Annotated in this window: 14 protein-coding genes and 1 pseudogene; 6 read left to right on the forward strand and 9 right to left on the reverse strand. The window is 66.7% G+C overall.

Annotated elements, in window-relative coordinates; translation table 11 throughout:
• Positions 1-271: 271 nt before the first annotated feature.
• The gene (locus AB4Y92_RS13840) at positions 272-829 is read right to left on the reverse strand and encodes a GNAT family N-acetyltransferase (protein ID WP_441820187.1); all 558 of its coding nucleotides are present in this window, start codon (positions 827-829) and stop codon (positions 272-274) included.
• Positions 830-923: 94 nt separating this feature from the next.
• On the opposite strand from AB4Y92_RS13840, the gene AB4Y92_RS13845 reads away from it, so the two are divergent.
• Positions 924-1427 (forward strand): Lrp/AsnC family transcriptional regulator, encoded by a 504-nt coding sequence (locus tag AB4Y92_RS13845; RefSeq protein ID WP_187313058.1) that lies wholly within the window; start codon positions 924-926, stop codon positions 1425-1427.
• A 262-nt stretch (positions 1428-1689) separates the two neighbouring features.
• Here AB4Y92_RS13845 and AB4Y92_RS13850 read toward each other — a convergent pair whose 3' ends face one another.
• The 5 genes from AB4Y92_RS13850 to AB4Y92_RS13870 form a co-directional block, all read right to left on the reverse strand.
• Positions 1690-2598: a methylated-DNA--[protein]-cysteine S-methyltransferase gene (locus AB4Y92_RS13850; RefSeq protein ID WP_441820188.1), complete on the reverse strand. Its 909-nt coding sequence runs from the start codon at positions 2596-2598 to the stop codon at positions 1690-1692.
• A gap of 261 nt (positions 2599-2859) precedes the next feature.
• Positions 2860-5082, reverse strand: coding sequence for a carboxy terminal-processing peptidase (locus AB4Y92_RS13855; protein WP_441820189.1), 2223 nt, complete (start codon positions 5080-5082; stop codon positions 2860-2862).
• 345 nt (positions 5083-5427) lie between these two features.
• Complete coding sequence (gene lipA / locus AB4Y92_RS13860; RefSeq protein WP_057944383.1) at positions 5428-6468, reverse strand: lipoyl synthase; 1041 nt, start codon at positions 6466-6468, stop codon at positions 5428-5430.
• 198 nt (positions 6469-6666) lie between these two features.
• Entirely contained in the window at positions 6667-7350 is a 684-nt protein-coding gene (gene lipB / locus AB4Y92_RS13865; RefSeq protein WP_441820258.1) for a lipoyl(octanoyl) transferase LipB, read from the reverse strand.
• Positions 7347-7625 (reverse strand): DUF493 family protein, encoded by a 279-nt coding sequence (locus AB4Y92_RS13870; RefSeq protein WP_057944384.1) that lies wholly within the window; start codon positions 7623-7625, stop codon positions 7347-7349. The genes lipB and AB4Y92_RS13870 overlap by 4 nt, the downstream gene beginning before the upstream one ends.
• Positions 7626-7827: 202 nt before the next feature.
• Between AB4Y92_RS13870 and AB4Y92_RS13875 the strand changes: the two genes are divergently transcribed.
• From AB4Y92_RS13875 to AB4Y92_RS13895, 5 genes are all read left to right on the forward strand, one after another.
• Positions 7828-8535 (forward strand): hypothetical protein, encoded by a 708-nt coding sequence (locus AB4Y92_RS13875; RefSeq protein WP_441820190.1) that lies wholly within the window; start codon positions 7828-7830, stop codon positions 8533-8535.
• A 105-nt stretch (positions 8536-8640) separates the two neighbouring features.
• Positions 8641-9420: a hypothetical protein gene (locus AB4Y92_RS13880; protein WP_441820191.1), complete on the forward strand. Its 780-nt coding sequence runs from the start codon at positions 8641-8643 to the stop codon at positions 9418-9420.
• Complete coding sequence (locus tag AB4Y92_RS13885) at positions 9417-10037, forward strand: NIF family HAD-type phosphatase (RefSeq protein WP_441820192.1); 621 nt, start codon at positions 9417-9419, stop codon at positions 10035-10037. The genes AB4Y92_RS13880 and AB4Y92_RS13885 overlap by 4 nt, the downstream gene beginning before the upstream one ends.
• Before the next feature lie 309 nt (positions 10038-10346).
• Positions 10347-11276 carry a hypothetical protein gene (locus tag AB4Y92_RS13890; protein WP_441820193.1) on the forward strand — a complete coding sequence of 310 codons (930 nt, stop codon included), beginning with the start codon at positions 10347-10349 and terminating at the stop codon, positions 11274-11276.
• A gap of 305 nt (positions 11277-11581) precedes the next feature.
• Positions 11582-13438 (forward strand): hypothetical protein, encoded by a 1857-nt coding sequence (locus AB4Y92_RS13895; protein WP_441820194.1) that lies wholly within the window; start codon positions 11582-11584, stop codon positions 13436-13438.
• A gap of 81 nt (positions 13439-13519) precedes the next feature.
• On the opposite strand, the gene AB4Y92_RS13900 is transcribed toward AB4Y92_RS13895, so the two are convergent.
• The 3 genes and pseudogenes from AB4Y92_RS13900 to mltB form a co-directional block, all read right to left on the reverse strand.
• A complete protein-coding gene (locus tag AB4Y92_RS13900; RefSeq protein WP_441820195.1) occupies positions 13520-14773 on the reverse strand; it encodes a D-alanyl-D-alanine carboxypeptidase family protein in 1254 nt (417 codons plus the stop codon).
• Positions 14774-14963: 190 nt separating this feature from the next.
• Positions 14964-16649 (reverse strand): septal ring lytic transglycosylase RlpA family protein, encoded by a 1686-nt coding sequence (locus tag AB4Y92_RS13905; protein ID WP_441820196.1) that lies wholly within the window; start codon positions 16647-16649, stop codon positions 14964-14966.
• Between the two features lie 95 nt (positions 16650-16744).
• A pseudogene (mltB, locus tag AB4Y92_RS13910) lies at positions 16745-17881 on the reverse strand (lytic murein transglycosylase B); the annotation flags it as partial.
• Positions 17882-18121 lie beyond the last annotated feature (240 nt).

The following is an 18121-nucleotide window of genomic DNA, read 5'->3' on the forward strand; positions in this document are numbered from 1 at the left end:
AGCGGGAGCGAGAAAAACTTGCTACAGCCTGTAGAAATTCGCGGGGTCTGCGCACTGGCGTCGGCGCCGATGGCGGAGCGAACACCGATGCGCGGAAAAGGCGCAGGGGCCGGACGAGGCGAGCCGGCCGGAGATCGAGTTGAGGGTCGGTCGCGGCCACACGCCGCCGCGACATCACAAAGCAAGCGAATCGGACGAAGCTACACGCACAAGCCGGTGCCGACGAAGGTGCCGCCCGCGGCGCGCGCATCGGCGCGGCGCCACGCAAGGATCAAGGATGCGGCCGGTAGCGCGACACCGTGGTGCGTCGGCTGCCTGCATCGCGGCGGCGCGGATCGTCGAACACGTCGATGACCACGAAACCGGCGTTGCGCATCATCCCCGCCGAGCCCTCGTTGTCCTCGTGGCGCTCGACGTAGATTTCGACCAACCCCATCTGCTGCAGCCGCGCCACCGCCGCCTTCAACAGCTGCGTACCCAGCCCCTGCCCGCGATGCTGGCGATGCACGACCGCCTCGCCGATATGGCCCTGCCACTCGATCTCGCGCCCGCCGGGCTGGTAGCGGTGAAACGCGTCGCTGGGCTCAAATGTGACGACCGCCACAATTTGACTTTCAAGCAAAGCGACTACCGCCTGCGTGCGGCCGCGCCGGATCGCCGACAGATGCGCGGCGAGCTCGACCTCGGGCAGGTAATTCCAGGGATTGGGACCGTGTTCGCGGATCAGCGTCAAAATCTCGCCGATCTGCTCGGGTACTGCGGCTTGCGTCACGTACCGGGACATCCCGGGGGCGTCCGTATGTTGGGTTTCGGGGGCTTGTGCCGCCACATAAAAATTCTTTATGTACCTGGCACACGAATAGCGTATCGATGTCAGTCAAATTACGGTTGAATATTTGTCCGCGTGGACGCAAAAATCTTGCATGAGTGCTGCCCCCCTGATTTTGGACGAGTTCGACCACAAGTTGCTCGAACTGTTGCAACAAGACGCCTCCTCGACCCTGAGCGAGCTCGGCGACGCGGTCGGGCTGTCGCCGAGCGCGGTGCAGCGACGCATGACCCGTTACCGCCAGGACGGCCTGATGCGGCAGGTCGCGGTGCTCGACCCGCTGGCGCTGGGCAGCACCCTGGCCGCGGTATGGGTGACGATGGAGCGCGAATCGGTCGAACGCCACGCCGCCTTCCACGCCCGGGTCCGCGCCGCGCCGGAGGTGCAGCAGTGCTACACCCTGGCCGGCGAGTGGGACTATCTGGTGATCCTGGCCACCACCGGCGTCCTGCATTGCCGGCAGGTGGTGGACCGGTTGTTCCTGGATGAGGGCAACGTCAAGCGCTACGACACCCATCTGGTGTTCGACGTGGTCAAGCATGGGTTGGAGCTGCCGACTCGCGATGCGCCGCGGGCTGCGCGTAAGCGGCGGGGGTGAGGTGGGGGTTGTCTGCTGGTTGGGGCGGTTTTTAGAGCAAAAGCAAATCCCCCTGGCCCCCCTTTTTCAAAGGGGGGAACTCGTCAGGTGGATTTTTGGCGGGCGGGCGGCGATGGTTGTCCGATTCCCGTCTTTCGCTTTTCGCTTTTCGCTTTCCAGTCTTCGCAACGAAGACCCGCAACTACCCGTCACCGCTCTACACAAGACGGGTTCCCCCCTTTGAAAAAGGGGGGCCAGGGGGGATTTGCTCTTGCTCTTCCCCTCAAGCCGCCCGCTCCCGCTGCAGCAACTTCTCCTTAAGCGGCAGCCCCCAGCGATAGCCGCCCAGCGAACCATCGCCACGCACCACGCGATGGCAAGGCACGACCACCGCCACCCGATTGTTCGCGCAGGCCCGCGCGACCGCGCGCGCGCCGCGTGGGGAGCCGATCTGCCGCGCGATCTGTTCGTAGCTGCGGGTCTGCCCGGCCGGAATCTTCATCAACGCATCCCAGACTTTTTTCTGGAACGCGGTGCCGATCAGATCCACCGGCACCGATTGCTTCTGCCCACCCAGCGTTTCCGCCACCGCCTGCACGCGCGGGGCGAGGAATTCGTCGCGGCCGGCGTCCACGCGCTCCAGCGCCGCCTGCGGGAACTCGCTGCGCAGCTTGGCTTCCAGCGCCGCCGGATCGTCGCCGAGTTCGACCATGCAGATGCCGCGCGTGGTGGTCGCGATCAGCGCGGTGCCGATCGCGGTCTTGGCCAGGCTCCAGCGGATCTGCTCGCCGGCGCCGCCGGCGCGGTAGCGCGCCGGCGTCATGCCCAGGCGCGCGGCGCCGCTCTCGTACACGCGCGACGGCGAGCCGTAGCCGGCGTCGTACAACGCGGCGCTGACATCGCTGCCTTCGCGCAATGCCGAGCGCAGGCTGCCCAGTTTGCGCTGGGCCAGGTACTCGGCCGGGCTCAGGCCGAAGCGCGCGCTGAAGCGGCGCTGCAGGTGCGAGGGGCTCAGGCCGACGGCGTCGGCCAGTTCGGTCAGCGAGGGTTCGCCGGCTTCGAGCAGGATGCGGGCCTGTTCGAGTTTGTCCGCCTTGATGGAAGCGGGCTGGCCGAGGGTGGAATTGCGGGCGGCCGACACCTCAGCGGTGTGACCGGATTCGGGCTTGCGCGGAGTGGTTTTGGCGTTCATGGCGCAAGACTAGGCCTCATCCGCGGGGGCCGCTATCCGCATCTTGCGAGGGATGGGGTCGGGTTTTCTGCCTGGATTCAGGTCGGATTTTTCTTGGGGTGGAGGCGTGGAGAGCTGAGCGAAGAGCTTCGGGGCTGAAGCTCCCTCCCACAAAAGCAGCCCTGCCACAAAAGCTGCTCTGCCGCAAAAGCCGCTCTGCCGAAGCCGCAAAAAGAAAACGCGCCCGAAGGCGCKTTTTCTATCGACTCGAAGCCTTCCGGCTCAGTCGGCCCAATGCCCCGGCCGGGTCGCGGTCGGCAGCACTTGCGCCGACAGCTGACGGTCGTTGTTGAGCAGACGCACCGCGTCGGCCAGGATCGCTGCCGATTCGCGCAGCAACGGGTCCGGACGCTTGTCGGCGAGCTTCTCGCGCGCGGCGTCCTTGACGATGTCGCGCTCCGACGAAGCCAGGCCGTCGTCGTTGGAATCGTCGCCCAGCGGGTCCAGGGTCAGGCCCAGCTGCTTGCGTTCGCTCTGACGCTGCTTGCGCTTGGCGTCTTCGCGATCGCGTTCGGCGCGGCGGTCGGCTTCGTTGAGCGAGATCCACTTCTTGGCGCGTTCCTCGCGGAACTGGGCCACGTCCTGCGACCACCACTGGAATTCCTTGTCGCTGCCGATGCGGCTGGAGTGCAGCGTTTCCAGCTTCGGCAGCAGCGGCGCGAAATTGCCGTAGCTGGTGTGCGGCACCGCAGCGATCTTGGTCCACGGCAAGGCGTTGTCGTAGGTGCTCTCGCCGTACTCGGTCGCGTCCACCGACACCGGGAACGCGATGTCCGGCACCACGCCCTTGTTCTGGGTGGAGCCGCCGCTGACGCGGAAGAACTGCGCGATGGTCAGCTTGACCTGGCCGAAGCGCGCGCTCTCGTTGGCCGGCCAGCGGTCCAGATCGACCAGGTTCTGCACCGTGCCCTTGCCGAAGGTGGTTTCGCCGATGACCAACCCACGCCCGTAATCCTGGATGGCGCCAGCGAAAATTTCAGAGGCCGACGCAGAACCGCGGTTGATCAGCACCGCCAGCGGGCCTTCCCAGGCGATGCCGGTATCGCTGTCGCCTTCCACGCTGACGCGGCCGCCGGATTCGCGCACCTGCACCACCGGGCCGCGATCGATGAACAGACCGGTGAGCTCGATGGCTTCGTTGAGCGAGCCGCCGCCGTTGTTGCGCAGGTCCAGCACCACGCCGTCGACCTTGTCGGCGCGCAGCTTGACCAGCAGCTTGGCGACGTCGCGGGTGGCCGAGGCGTAATCGTTGGCGTTCTTGCGGCGGCCTTCGAAGTCCTGATAGAAGCCCGGCAGCTTGATCACGCCCACGCGCTTGGCCGGCACGCCGTCGGTGGCGGGAATGTCGATGACCTCCGACTTGGCCGCCTGTTCTTCCAGACGCACCTTGTCGCGCACCAGCACGATCCGGTTGGGCTTGCTGTCCAGGCCCGATTCGGCCGGGATCACGTCCAGGCGCACCTTGGTGCCCTTGGCGCCGCGGATCTTGGCGACGACATCGTCGATGCGCCAGCCGATCACATCGTCCATCGCGCCGCTGTCGCCCTGGCCCACGCCGACGATGCGGTCGCCGGGCTTGAGCAGGTTGCTGCGCGCGGCCGGGCCGCCGGGGATGATTTCGCGGATCGCGACCACGTCGTCCTGCTTCTGCAGTTGCGCGCCGATGCCGTCGAGCGACAGCGACATGGTCATGTTGAAGTTGTCGGCCGACTTGGGCGTGAGGTAGTCGGTGTGCGGATCGATCGCGTTGGCGTAGCTGTTGACGAAGGTCTGGAACACGTCCTCGCCCTTGAGCTCGGAAATGCCCTTCGCCATGTTGGTGTAGCGCTTGTCCAGGGTCTTGGCGATGTCATCGTTCTTCTTGCCGGCCAGTTTCAGGCGCAGCCAGTCGTTGCGCACCGACTGCTTCCACAGCGCGTCCAGCGCCGCCGTGTCGGCGACCCAGGGCGCGTCCTTGCGGTCGTAGTCGTAACGGTCGGCGCCGTTGAACTCGAAGTTGGCCGGCTGCTTGAGCAGGCCGCGCGCGTAGGCGACGCGTTCGTCCACGCGCTGCTTGTAGGTGGAGAAGATCGAGTACGCCGGCGACAGGTCGCCGCTCTTGATCGCGTCGTCGAGCTTGTTCTTGTAGGCGTCGAAGCGGGCGATATCCACGGCGGTGAAGAACTGCTTGCCGCCGTCGAGCGATTCGAGATAGCGCTTGTACATGTCGGCCGACAGCGCGTCGTCGAGCGCGCGCGGCCGATAGGCGTAGCGGCTGTCGGAGAGCAGGCCGTACACCAGCTTGGCGGCGGTGGTCTGGTCGGCGGTGGGTGCGCTGGGCAAGCTGATCGCACCGCCCGCGGCCGCCGGAGCGGCGGCGGAGTCGGGCCGCGCGAGCAGCGCCAGCGGAGCGGTCAGCAGGAAGCCTGCGACGAGGGTCAGGGCACGCGTGTTCTTGAGGGTCATCGCGAAGTCTTCCCGGCCGGGGAGAGCCGGACTTTAAGAGAGGATGCAGCAGGAGGATGGTGCGGCTTTCGACAAGGCCACAGTGCCGAAAGTTGCCTGCGCTGTCACCTTCGCTGCCGAAATTGCCCGTTGCGGGCGTGAATGCGGTTCAGTTTGGACGGCGCGGGCGTTATCGGGCCGTTATTGCGCGGCCGGATCGGGGCCGCCGGGCCGTTTTCGCAAGGTTCGCGGGCCGATCCGGACAGACGACGGCGGCGGCCGGTCCGCGCGTGCCGGGCGGCACCGGCGCACGGGCCGCGCGGAAGGCGGCCCCTGGCTGCCGCGCGATGCGCGGCGGGACGCGGCTCAGGCGACCGCGAAACCGGCGTCGATGGCCTGCCGGTCGGCGTGATAGGACGAACGCACCAGCGGGCCCGAGGCGACGTGGGTGAAGCCCAGCGACATGCCGTAGACCTCCAGCTCCTTGAACTCTTCCGGCGTCCAGTAGCGCAGCACCGGGTGATGGTGCGGAGTCGGCTGCAGGTACTGGCCGATGGTGATCATGTCCACGTCGTGCGCGCGCAGATCGCGCAAGGTCGCCTGCACCTGCTCCATCGTCTCGCCCAGGCCCAGCATGATCCCGGACTTGGTCGCGACCTGCGGATGCTGGGCCTTGAACTTCTGCAGCAGGGTCAGCGACCACTGGTAGTCGGCGCCCGGACGCACGTTGGTATACAGGTCCGGCACGGTCTCCACGTTGTGGTTGAACACGTCCGGCGGGCTGGTCGCGAGAATCTCCAGCGCGCGTTCCATGCGGCCCTTGCCGCGGAAATCCGGGGTCAGCACTTCGATCTTGGTGCGCGGGCTCTGTTCGCGGACGGCCTTGATGCAATCGACGAAATGCTGGGCACCGCCGTCGCGCAGGTCGTCGCGATCGACGCTGGTGATGACCACGTACTTCAGGCCCATGTCGGCGACGGTGCGGGCCAGATTGGCCGGCTCGCTCGCATCCGGCGGCTTGGGCCGGCCGTGGGCGACGTCGCAGAACGAGCAGCGGCGGGTGCAGACCTCGCCGAGGATCATGAAGGTCGCGGTGCCGTGGCTGAAGCACTCGTGGATGTTCGGGCAGCTGGCCTCTTCGCAAACCGTGACCAGCCGGTTCTCGCGCAGCTTGGCCTTGAGCACGGCGACCGAATTGCCCGACGGGATGCGCACCCGGATCCACGACGGCTTGCGCAGCACCGGTACGTCGGCGAACTGCACCGGCGAGCGGCTGATCTTGTCGCCGCCGATCTGCTTGGCGCCGGGCGTCATCGTGGTCGATTCCAGCACCGCCGGCACGAAGCCCTCGGACGCGCTGGCGCTGACGACCGTAAGCGGGATGGACTTGGAGGCGGGGGTGGTCATGGGGTCGCTTCGACTCTTGGCTGTTAGCGCCCTCTCCCGCTGCTCGGGAGAGGGCTGGGGTGAGGGCTCGCGGATTCGCGCGCCCTCATCCGCCCTTCGGGCACCTTCTCCCGCATGCGGGAGAAGGAAGATCAAACACTCCTCCCGCCGGACGGGAGAAGGCGAATCGGTGCTTCTCCCGCTGCGCGGGGGAGGCGGTTAAAAGCTCAACGGCTCCGCGTTGTCGACTGTCAGCCCGAACTGCCGCGCAAGCTGCGCGACCAGCACCGGCTTGACCTGCTCCATGCCCGAGGGGCCGCCCAAGTCTAGCACCGAGGTCACCTGCAGCCCCTGATAACCGCAGGGATTGATGCGCTGGTAGGGCGACAGGTCCATGGCGATATTGAAGGCCAGGCCGTGGAAGGTGCAGCCGCGGCGCACTCGGATGCCCAGAGCCATGACCTTGGCCCCGGCCACGTACACCCCCGGCGCGCCGTCCTTGCGGGCGCCTTCGATGTTCCACTCGGCCAGGGTGTCGATCACCGCCTGCTCGATCCGGTCCACGTACTCGCGCACCCCGACCTTGAGCCGGCGCAGGTCCAGCAGCGGGTACAGCACGATCTGGCCGGGGCCGTGGTAGGTCACCTGGCCGCCGCGATCGACGTGGATCACCGGGATGTCGCCCGGCATCAGCACGTGTTCTTCCTTGCCGGCCTGGCCCAGGGTGAACACCGGGTCGTGCTCGACCAGCCACAGCTCATCGGGGGTGTCGGCGTCGCGCGCGTCGGTGAAGGCCTGCATCGCCCGCCAGACCGGCTCGTACGGTTGCCGGCCCAGGTCGCGCAGCTGCGCGGCCGGGGGCGCGACCACGCCGCCGAGCACGCCGGCGACGGTGTCGATCACAGTGTCCACTTCACTTCCGGATGCTCACGCAGCACCTGATGGGCCAGGTCGTACTGCTCGCGATTATTGGCGCGGAAGGTGATCCGTACCGACACGTACTTGCCGGTCGAGGAATGCTTCCACTGGATGGTCTCGGTTTCCACCTCGAGCCCGGCCTGAAGCAGCAACCGCGGCAGCTCGCGCTCCAGGCCCGCCTCGGCCGCGCCCATCGCGCTGAGCTCGAAGGTGCCGGGAAACTGGAAGCCGTGATCGGGGTTGTCGGAATTGATGTCCATGGCGGCCATTATGGGTCCGCGAGGGGGGCAACCCAAGCGCAGCGGTGGGACGGCGGTGTGCCGAGGGTGGAACGGCCAAAACCGGTACCAAGGGTACATTTCGAGCCGACGACTAAGGATCGGGCCGCTGCGTGCCGGGCACCTGAATGACGCCGCCGCGATACGTCGTTAGGCTCACCACTCGACCCGCACGGATGCCGCGATGAAGACGCGTTTGAGTTTCGGCCGGATTCTGGTGTGGAGCCTAGCGATCATCGCGCTGGCGGCGGCGATCACGATAAGTCACAGGCGCGCGCCAGCAACGACCGCGCCGGCTGAATCCTGGTTGCCCGTGCCTGCCAACGCCATGGACGCGGAATCCTGGGACGTTCGCCATGCCTTGCTTCGCTCGGCCACCATCGCCGACCCCGATGGCGGCGGCGACGGGGATGCGCTCGTCGCACTCTGTTCGGCTGAGTCGAGAACCATGCCGGCTGAGCGCTACGCCGCGCTGGTGCGCATTCCAGATTCGGACCCGTATTTGAATATGACCAAGGTTTGGTACGTCGAAGTCGATATCGAGGGTCATCAGGCGCAAGTGCGTACCCGCAACGGCCAGGTGGCTACGCCATTCGGGCGGCAGCGGCGTTCACGTCTCGTGGTAGCCCCATATGCGAACTACTTGCTCAACAAGGGCGAACTGGAAGATCTGCGCGAGACATGGCGAAAATCGAACTTGTGGTCTCCCGTGAACACCCGGGGCTGCGCCATACGCATCGATCCCTATTGGGCTACCAACGAAACCTTCGTCGAGGCTTGCATACACGGCCGCTACTTCGCGCGCGAACACAGGTGCACCGATGGATCGGAGACCGCGGCCCTGGCGCGGCTGTTGAAAGATCGTTTTCCGCCGCCGCGACCCGCGCAGTAGTCGCGTACAGCAAGAGTGAATTCCAAGGGTCGGGCCCGCGACATCCCCCTGCCGCACCGCCGCATGAACCGCTAACCTCTTCGACAACCTCGCTCGGCCGCCCCGATGGGTCCCAAAACCGCCCTGAACTCGACCAAGCCCGCGACGCGTGGCTTGCTGCTGCTCGCGCTGACGACTGCGTTGCTGTCGGTCGCCGTGACCGTGCTGCGCAAACCCGAGCGCGACGGCTGGATCGCGCTGCCGCCGCAGCCGATGGACGCGACCGATCCGGATATTCGCCAGTTGCTGACCAAGTCCGAAATGCTGACGCCGCGCCAGCGCGTCGGCGAAGGCTCGGCCGATGCGAGTCTGGCGCAGCGCTGCGGCGAGGAGGATGCCGAAGCCGAAATCGTCCCGGCCGGCCAGCCTGCGGCGGGGCCGGTCACAGACTGGGTTTCGCCCGGCCCGCCGCCTTCGCCGCCGCTGCCCGATGAGCGCTACATCATGGTGATCGCCGGCGCGCCGAGCGGTCCGTCGTATACCCGGCGCGTGCAGATCGATATCGACGGCGGCCGCGCGCGGGTCCTCATGAGCAACGGCGACTGGCTCCATGCCGGCACGACACCGGGGGCGGCCGCCGACATCCGCAGCGAACAGCGCCTGCCGCTGAGCGCCCTGGCGCCGTTGCGCGAGGCCTGGCAAGTGCCCGAACTGTGGAGCGCCAACCAGCGCAGCGGCGTGTGGTGCGCCGACCACAACGGCGTGCGCGAGGCGTTCTTCGAAGCCTGCGTGCTCGGCCGCTACTACGCCCGCGACCGCGCTTGCGATCGCAATGCGCAGGAGCCGTTGGCGGAGTTGTGGAAGCGCGTGGTCGAACTTACTCCGTCGTCGAAGCCCGCACATTGAGCCGCGACCGCCCTTCCCCGCCCAGCGGCGACCGGCTGGTGCTGATGCTCGACCTCGACGAGACGCTGATCTACGCCAGCGAGATCGAACTCGACCGGCCCGCGGATTTTCGCGCCGTCGGCTATCACGTCTACCGTCGGCCGCATCTGCAGACCTTCCTCGACCACGCGCTGGCGAACTTCGACGTCGGGGTGTGGACGTCCTCGGGCCGGCTCTACGCCGATGCGGTGGTCGCCACGCTGTTTCCGCCGCAGTCGCTGCGTTTCGTCTGGTCCAGCGAACGCTGCTCGACCACCCGCGACTGGACCACCGGCGAATACCTCAACCGCAAACGCCTGCAGAAACTCAAACGCCACGGTTACCGACTGGAACGGCTATTGGCGATCGACGATACGCCGTCCAAGCACATCTACAACTACGGCAATCTGGTGTGCGTGCGCGAGTACCTGGGCGAAGACGAACACGACGACGAGCTGCTGCAGTTGATGGGGTATCTGGACCGGTTGGCTTCGCAGCCGGATATGCGCAAGATCGAAAAACGCCGCTGGCGCGAGCGTATGGCCTCGGCCGGTCGCGAAGGCGAGCCGGCACCGGCGGGTTTGCAGCCATGCGATTGAATCGGCAGCCGGCACGGCTTTTGTGGGAGGGGCTTCAGCCCCGATGCTCTTGTTTCAGATTGCGATGAATTTCGACCCGGGCTGACCGAAAGGCATCAGGGCTGAAGCCCCTCCCACAAAAGACTTCGTAGCCCAAGGAGTTTCATGCGAGCACTGTGAGGCGGACATGCAACAACGCCCCATGGCCTGCACCGGACCGGACAAACGTTCTCAACCACTGAGCGGCACCTGCGCTATCAACACGCTGTAGCACGCAGCGTTTAGAACTTGGCCCCATCGCGCACCGGATGCGCATTCAGGAGATCCCCCATGCCCGCCAGCCAATCCGTCGCCCTGCCCTTGCGCGGGCAGTTCCGCAGCCTCTACAACCGGCTCAAGCACGCCCGCCTGCTGGAACGCACGCCGGTGATCTTCTGCGAAGGCGATTCGTGGTTCTCCACGCCGCTGGCGATGAACCTGCTCGACTGGATCGTGTCGCCGGCCCCGGAGGACGAGGAACGCGGCGTCCCGCTGCTCGGCAACGGCGGCCTGTTCTTCCGCGCCGAACACAGCGGCGACCACGCTTCGCGCAATCCCGACGATCCCAAGCGCTCGATGTTCGTGCGCGACAACATCGACGACATCATCGGCTGGTACGACCAGTTCGATTTCGACCTGATCCTGCTCAGCGCCGGCGGCAACGATTTCGTCGACGACTTCCTCAAGCGCACCCTGCGCGGCCAGACCGCCTTGTCGGCCGAGGCGGCGTTCCAACTGGTGCTGGATTCGGGCAAGTACGAAACCGTGCGCAAGGCCTATGCGCTGTTTCTGCAGGCCGCGCTGGCGGTCAAGCCCGACACGCCGATCCTGGCCCACACCTACGACCATCCGCAGCTGATCGGCCGCCCCGGCGCGCTGACGCCGGGCAATATCGGCGTCGCCGCGCTGCTGAAGAAAAAGGTCGGGCCGTGGATCGGGCCGCATATCAACGCGGTGGTCAACGCCGATCCGGCCAAGACCCCGGACGAGCGGCGCCGCTTCGTGCGCATGCTGATCGACGGCTTCGAGAAGAACGTCCTGCGCGAACTCAAGAACGATCCGCGCTTCGGCGGCCGCTTCGACTACGTCGATCTGCGCGGCACCTTGACCAGCGAAAGCCAGTGGTTCGACGAGATGCACCCCACCGAAGCCGGCTTCCACGCCCTGGCGACCAAGTTCCGCGGTGCGATCATCGGTAAATTGCCGGCGGCCAAGCGCTGATCGACACGACGCGGCCAACGACGTCGCGTATCGGCCCCGGGATCGTCGATGCGATCTCGGGGCAACGGGCGCGCGATCGGTCCAGATCGGTGCGCTGAACCGATGGCCGCACGATGACGGCGGCAATGCGGCAGACGAATCGGATCGCCGCGCCCTCGCCCGCCTGACTTCACAAGACGCTCCGCCGGACGCTTAACACCGGTGTCGCCACGGCATGGTCCGGCGTTGGCGATCCCGCGTGGCGAGACCGGAAATCGGACGGCTCGCTTCGACGCCATCCGCTCCGATCGCAGGAAGCCGTCTCGATGAAAAACGTATTCTTCGGCTTGGGTCTGCCCTACGGATTCGGCGTGCGCCCCAGCATCGCCATGAGCGATGACGGCCGCATCATAGAAGTCCACCAACGCGCTGTGGAGGGTAGCGAAGTGCACGACGAAGCCGACCTGGCCTATCGCGTCGGCGTGCGGCAACAGATGCTCGTGGATTGGGCTGAGGAGGAGATCTACTACGGAAAGGGATATACGCCTTCCATCGCCTTCGACGGCCACTTCGTCGTCGAAGTGCATCGCGCGGAGCAAGGCGACACGTTGTCGTGGCGACTGGGCTCGTGGAACGACGGCGACGACGTGAGCGACGACGACGACGACCGCAAAGGCAAAGAAATAGCCGAAAGCGAAGACGAAGGTGACGACGATAATGTCCGGGTTCGCATCGATCTGAGCCAGCCGACCAAGTTCGCCCACGGAAAATATCCGAATGTCGCGCTGAGCGGCCGCAACGTGGTTGCGGTCCACGAATCGTCGTCGATTCCCGTCATCTGGTACAACCTGGGCCGTATCGAGGACGACTCCATCCTCTGGCTCGGCAACAACGCTTTGGGCGAAGGCATCCGACCCAGCGTCGCGATCAACGGCCATGGCGAGGTGGTGATCGTGTACGGCTCACCGTCCAATTCCAATTTGTACTACCGCCTCGGCCTGATAGGCGACGCCGACATTTTCTGGGGACAGGCGATCGCACTCGGCGCCGGCGCCGATGCATCGGTGGCATTCACAGACGACGGCCACGTCATCGTCGTCCATCAAGCCAGCCAGTCCAAAGAGCTGATGCAGCGCTTCGGAAAGATTCGCGACAAGAGCATCGACTGGGCCGGCGATGCGGTCCACTTCGACGAAGGCCTGCACCCTTGCGTGGCCTGCGCCAACGGCATGGCTGTCCAGGCGCACGAGTCGGAATACACCATGAAACTATGGGCATCGAGCTCGCGTATCACCAACCGCGCACGCTGGATGCAACACCACATGCGGTATCTGGCCGACAAGACGCTGTCGCAACTGACCACCGGCGCTTCGCACGATGCGGGCATGTACGTACGCGGCGCGCTGGCCACGTTCGGCAAGACGCAGAATCTCAATCTCTACCGGCAGCTCAGCAATGGAATCCGTTATTTCGATCTGCGGCCAAAGTGGGCCGGCGGCACACTCTACGTCCATCACGGCGGGGTCAGCGGCCCGGCTTTGTCGGAAATCATCGACGACGTCCAGCGTTTCATGCGCGAGGGACATCGCGAACTGATCGTCCTGAAGTTTTCGCACTACGATAAATTCGACGACGATGCCTACGTGACCCTGGTCATGCTGCTGCAGGAAAAACTCGGCGACTGGCTGTATCGGACACCGCTGGTAAATCGTCGGCTCGCGGATATCCCGCTGCGGGAGTTTCTGCGCGATTCCGGCGTGATCCTGGCGGTCTGCGACGAAGACTATCCGGTCGCCATCCCGGCCGCCGGTATCTGGGTCTACCGCGATTACAACTCGGCCAGCGTCCAGCTCGGCGATCTGCGCGTGTACGACAAATACTCGGCCAGCATGGATTACCAGGTGATGAGAGACGGCCAACTGGAACAGTTCCGCCGCTACGACGGCCGATGCGCTTCTCCGAATACCGGCCTGCCCTGCGACCAGTTCCTGTTGTCCTGGACGCTGACCCCACCGACCGGGGTATGGCATGTGTCGAAGAAAGCCAACCGCCATCTGGGCGCGGTAATGGCCGAAATACCGACACAGAACCTGCACGGTCGGAGCATCAACTACCTGTACGTCGATTACGTCGAATACTCGCGCGCCACCGACGTGGCGATGTTCATGAACGGAATCGACTAAGCGATTGGCCGCCCCAAAACGCAACGAGCCGGCAATGCCGGCTCGTTGCACATCAACAGCGGTGTCGTGCGATCTAAGCGATCACTCCGACTCCCACCACATCCAGAACTCATCCCACAGCCGCTTGAAGAAGCCGCCTTCCTCGACCGCGGCGATCGCCACCAGCGGACGCTGGGCGATGACCTTGCCGTCGAGCATCACCTTGACCGTGCCGATGGCCTGGCCCTTCTTGATCGGCGCGACCAGGCTCTTGGGCACGTCGATGCTGGGCTTGAGCTGCGCGTACTTGCCGCGCGGCACGGTCACCAGCATCGGCTCGGCGACGCCGAGCTGGACTTCGGGCGACTGGCCCTTCCACACCTTCTGCTTGGCCACGGCCTTGCCGGCGTCGTAGAGCTTGTGCGTTTCGAAGAAGCGGAAGCCCCAGTTGAGCAGCGCCTGGCTGTCGGTGGCGCGCTGGGCTTCGGAGGTGGAACCCATCACCACCGAGATCAGGCGCTGGTCGCCGCGCAGGGCCGAAGCCATCAGGCAGTAGCCGGCCTTGGAGTGGTGGCCGGTCTTGATGCCGTCGACGGTGTTGTCGCGCCACAGCAGCAGGTTGCGGTTGGGCTGGGTGATCGGCCCGACTTTCAGTTCCTTGATCTTGTTGTACGAGTACGCGACCGGGAAATCGTGGATCAGCGCGCGCCCCAGCAGGGCCAGATCGTGCGCGGTGGAGTAGTGATTCTCCTGCGACAGGCCGTGCGGGTTCATGAAGTGCGAATTCTTCAGGCCGATGCGCGCGGCGTACTGGTTCATCAGCGCGGCGAAGGCGTCTTCGCTGCCGGCGACGTGTTCGGCCAGGGCGATCGCGGCGTCGTTGCCGGACTGCACCACCATGCCCTTTTCCATCTCGGTCAGCGGCGCGGTCTGGTTGACCGCGAAACCGGAGTAGCTGCCGTCGGTGGCCGCGCCGCCTTTGCGCCAGGCGTTCTCGGTCATCATCACCTGATCGGTGTCCTTGACCTTGCCGCCCTTGAGCTCGGCGGCGATGACGTAGCTGGTCATGACCTTGGTGATGCTGGCCGGCTCGACCCGCAGATCGGGATTGAAGCTGGCCAGGATGTTGCCGCTGGCCGCGTCGATCAGCACCCACGCGGTGCCCTGGATCTGCGGCGGCGGCGGAACCGGCAGCGAATCGCTGGCCGGCGGCAGCGCCGCGGCCGGGGCGACCGCGGCGGTGGCGGCGGGCTTGGCCGGCGCCTGCGCGCTGGCGAATCCGGCGAAGGCGGTGACCAGAAAGGCCGAGGTCAGCGCGGCGAAGGCGGCCGCGCGGGGGGTGAAGCGAACGATCATCTGTGAACTACTCCGGAGGCCGGAACCGTGCCGGCCGAGGGGGTTGGTGTTGGGGCGCGGCGCCCGCGTCCTGCGGCAAACCGTCGAATGTGGCCGGACCGTGCCTTCCTGCTGCGGTCCGCGAGCCGTGCATCGTGCCTCAGATACGCGGCGCTTGCAGCCGCCGGCAGCGCCGGACGGCGGCGGAGGTTCAGTCGCGAACGCGTTGGGGCTGACCGAATCCCAGACCCACGATACGGGCGGCGAGTTCCGGAGCGGCGTCGGCCTGCAGCGGCCCGACCCGCAAACGCCAGACTTTCTGGCCGTTGGCGGCGTTGCCGTCGAGCAGCCGCGCGGCGGCGATGCCGGCGCCGCGCAGCATGGTCAGGGCGCGGTCGGCGTTGCTGCGCGCGGAGAAACTGGCGACCTGCAGGGTCACGTCCCCGGCGCTGGGCGTGTTGGCGGCGACCACGGCGGCGGCCTTGGACGGGCTCGGCGGCGGCGGCGCGGCGGGCGGCGCCGGCAGAGTGGCGGTGGAGGCGGCGGCCACGGCGGTGGCCGGCGGGGTCTTGCCGGCCTTCTTCGCGGCTTTCTCGGCCGCGGCCAGGGCGCGCTGCTGTTCCTTCTGCTGCTTGGCCAGGGCGCGTTTTTCCGCCTTGGTCAGCGGCTTGGGCGGCGGCGCGTCGATGCCCTTGCCGGTGGCGACGCGGACCTGGCGCGACTTCATCCAGGCGTCGAACTCGTCCGCGGTCATCGACTTGCCGTTCTGCATCATGTCGAAGCGGTAATCCTGCGCGCCGCCGCTGAGCGGCTTGGCGGCACTGGCCACCGTAGTGGGCTTGCCGGTGGCGACGGTGGCCGGCACCGAGGACGCCACCGGCGCGGGCTGCCCGGTCGCCACCGTGGTCTTGACCGGCGCGACCGAAGTCACCGGCGCGGGCTTGCCGGTGGCGATCGTGGTCTTCGCCGGGCCGTAGGTGCCCGTCTCGGCCTGAGCGGCGACCGGCGCCGGCTTGCCGGTGGCGATGCGCACCCCCGGCGGCAGTTCGCCGGCGTTGGCGCTGCCGATCGGCATCGCCGCAACCAGGCGGTCGATAGCGCTGGGCGCGGCCGGCTTGGGCGCGGCGGCGAGCGACTGCGGCGGATTGTTGGCGGCGCTGGCGTACACCGGCGGCGCCGCTTCGCCCGGATGCAGCGCGCGCACCTCGACCCGGCCGGTGCCGCGCTGGGTGATGCCCAGCTTGACCGCGGCGGCGTAGCTCAGGTCGATCACGCGATCGTCGTGGAACGGGCCGCGATCGTTGACCCGCACCGTCACCGACTTGCCGTTGTCCAGGTTGGTGACCCGGGCGAAGCTCGGCAGCGGCAGCGATTTATGCGCGGCGGTGAAGGCGTACATGTCGTACACCTCCAGGTTGGAGGTGCGCCGGCCGTGGAACTTCTGCCCGTAGTACGAGGCCGTGCCGGTCTCGACATAGTCGTCGTGCGAGTCCAACACCTTGTAGGTCTTGCCCAGCACCGCATACGGCGAGCGGTTGCCGAACTGCGAACGCGGCTCGGCGACGACTTCCGGTTCCGGAATCGCGTCCACGTCGGGAATGTAGTCCGGCGTGGTGTCCTTGACCCCCGGCGCGTACAGGCCGCCGGCGCGGTAGTTGCCGCGCTTGCTGAGGTCTTCCTGCGCCGCCGCGTACGGCGACTTCTTGCGTCCGCCATGGGCCGGCAGGCCGCTGCTGTGGACGCGGTCGCGGTCGGGCAGCGCGAGCGCCTGCGAATTGGATTTCTTCGGAGCGCCGGCGCAGGCCGCCAGGGCCAGCGGCAGCGCGGCGATGACCAGCCGCCGGATCGTCACGCCGGCCGTGCGCCCCGCCGGCGGCCGCTTCGGGCCGCCGCTCATGCCCGCGGCGCCTGCGGTTTCGGCGCCGGCGCCGGAGCGGCCGGAGCGGGCGCGGCAGGAGTCGATTGGATCGGCGCTTGAGCTGGAATGATCAAGGGATTCTCCCGTCCGGCGATCGCCTCGGCCAGCTGATACACCGCCATGCCGTAATGCTTGGAGATGTTGTAGCGGGTGATCGCGTAGAAGTTGCGGAAACCGAACCAGTACTCGGGGCCATCGACCCCGTCCAGATTGAGCAGCGTCGCGGTCTGCGTCGGCGCCACCTTGCTCAGCGGCCGATAGCCGCGCGCGGCCAGGTCGGCGAGCGAATACACCGGGTCCATGCTTTCGGGAGCGAAATCCTGCGCGGTCGCATCGCGGCTGGCGCGCGCGACCACCGGGCCGCCGCGCACCCAACCGCCCTTCTTGACGAAGTAATTGGCGACCGAGAAGAACACGTCGTCCAGATCGGTGAACAAGTTGCGCTTGCCGTCGTTGTCGCCGTCCACCGCGAACTCGCGATAGCTCGACGGCATGAACTGGCCCCAGCCCATCGCGCCGGCGTAGCTGCCGGTCAGGGTGGTGATGTCGATGCCTTCTTCCTTGCCCAGCGCGAACAACTGGCCGAGTTCGCCGCGGAAGAACGCCTCGCGGCGGTTCTCGCGATCGAGCTTGGCCGGATCGCCGCTGCGCGGATAGGCGAAGGCCAGCGTGTACAGCGCATCGACCACGCTGTATTTGCCGGTGTTCTTGCCGAAGCTGGTTTCCACTCCGATGATCGCCACGATGATCTCGGCCGGCACGCCGGTGGCCGCTTCCACCCGCGACAACTGCGCGCGGTGCTCGGCCAGGAACGCCTGGCCGCCGTCGATGCGGGCCTGGGTGATGAAGATCGGACGGTAATCGCGCCACGGCTTGGCTTCGGCCGGGCGCGACATCGCCGCGACGATGCCGTCGCGGATCTGCGCGCGCGCCAGCACCGATTCGATATAAGCCGGGTCGATGCCGTACTGCGCGGCGGTGTCGCGCACGAACAAGGCGCGGGCCTGCTCGATCGGCATCTGCACCACAGGTGCAGGCAGCGCGGGCGTGCCGACCACCGGGGTGGCGGGCGTGGCCGGTGCGGGCATGGCCGGCTTGGGCGCGGCCGGAGCGGAAGCGATAGGCGCGGTAGGCGCCTGCGTAGCGCAGGCGGCCAACACGATCGTGAGTGCGCCGAACAGGGCGCAACGGGCGGTGTGGCGTCGGGTCATCGTCGCGAGGGTAGCACGCGACCGCGGGACAAAAAACCTTGGGTTTGCGGGACTTAACCGATTTTATTCATGTAGGGTTGTCGAAGTGAAACGAGGGTCGGGCGCGCTTGCGAGGTGCGTGGCGGCGGCTTCGAAAGCTGAATAGCGCTTGCCCGATTCGGGTGGGTTGGCCGGACTTGGCCGCCATCGCCTCGGGCTTTTTGTCGCCCCGCTGTCGATGCGGGTCGTAATAGCGCGCTG

The sequence above is a fragment of the Lysobacter sp. TAB13 genome (assembly GCF_052113885.1).
Classification (GTDB): Bacteria; Pseudomonadota; Gammaproteobacteria; order Xanthomonadales; family Xanthomonadaceae; genus Lysobacter; species Lysobacter gummosus.

Excerpts from the sequence above, each read along its gene's own strand:
- AB4Y92_RS13845 (WP_187313058.1), top strand. The coding sequence starts at position 924 with ATGAGTGCTGCCCCCCTGATTTTGGACGAGTTCGACCACAAGTTGCTC.
- AB4Y92_RS13850 (WP_441820188.1), bottom strand. The coding sequence starts at position 2,598 with ATGAACGCCAAAACCACTCCGCGCAAGCCCGAATCCGGTCACACCGCT.
- AB4Y92_RS13855 (WP_441820189.1), bottom strand. The coding sequence starts at position 5,082 with ATGACCCTCAAGAACACGCGTGCCCTGACCCTCGTCGCAGGCTTCCTG.
- lipA (WP_057944383.1), bottom strand. The coding sequence starts at position 6,468 with ATGACCACCCCCGCCTCCAAGTCCATCCCGCTTACGGTCGTCAGCGCC.
- AB4Y92_RS13870 (WP_057944384.1), bottom strand. The coding sequence starts at position 7,625 with ATGGACATCAATTCCGACAACCCCGATCACGGCTTCCAGTTTCCCGGC.
- AB4Y92_RS13875 (WP_441820190.1), top strand. The coding sequence starts at position 7,828 with ATGAAGACGCGTTTGAGTTTCGGCCGGATTCTGGTGTGGAGCCTAGCG.
- AB4Y92_RS13880 (WP_441820191.1), top strand. The coding sequence starts at position 8,641 with ATGGGTCCCAAAACCGCCCTGAACTCGACCAAGCCCGCGACGCGTGGC.
- AB4Y92_RS13890 (WP_441820193.1), top strand. The coding sequence starts at position 10,347 with ATGCCCGCCAGCCAATCCGTCGCCCTGCCCTTGCGCGGGCAGTTCCGC.
- AB4Y92_RS13895 (WP_441820194.1), top strand. The coding sequence starts at position 11,582 with ATGAAAAACGTATTCTTCGGCTTGGGTCTGCCCTACGGATTCGGCGTG.
- AB4Y92_RS13900 (WP_441820195.1), bottom strand. The coding sequence starts at position 14,773 with ATGATCGTTCGCTTCACCCCCCGCGCGGCCGCCTTCGCCGCGCTGACC.
- AB4Y92_RS13905 (WP_441820196.1), bottom strand. The coding sequence starts at position 16,649 with ATGAGCGGCGGCCCGAAGCGGCCGCCGGCGGGGCGCACGGCCGGCGTG.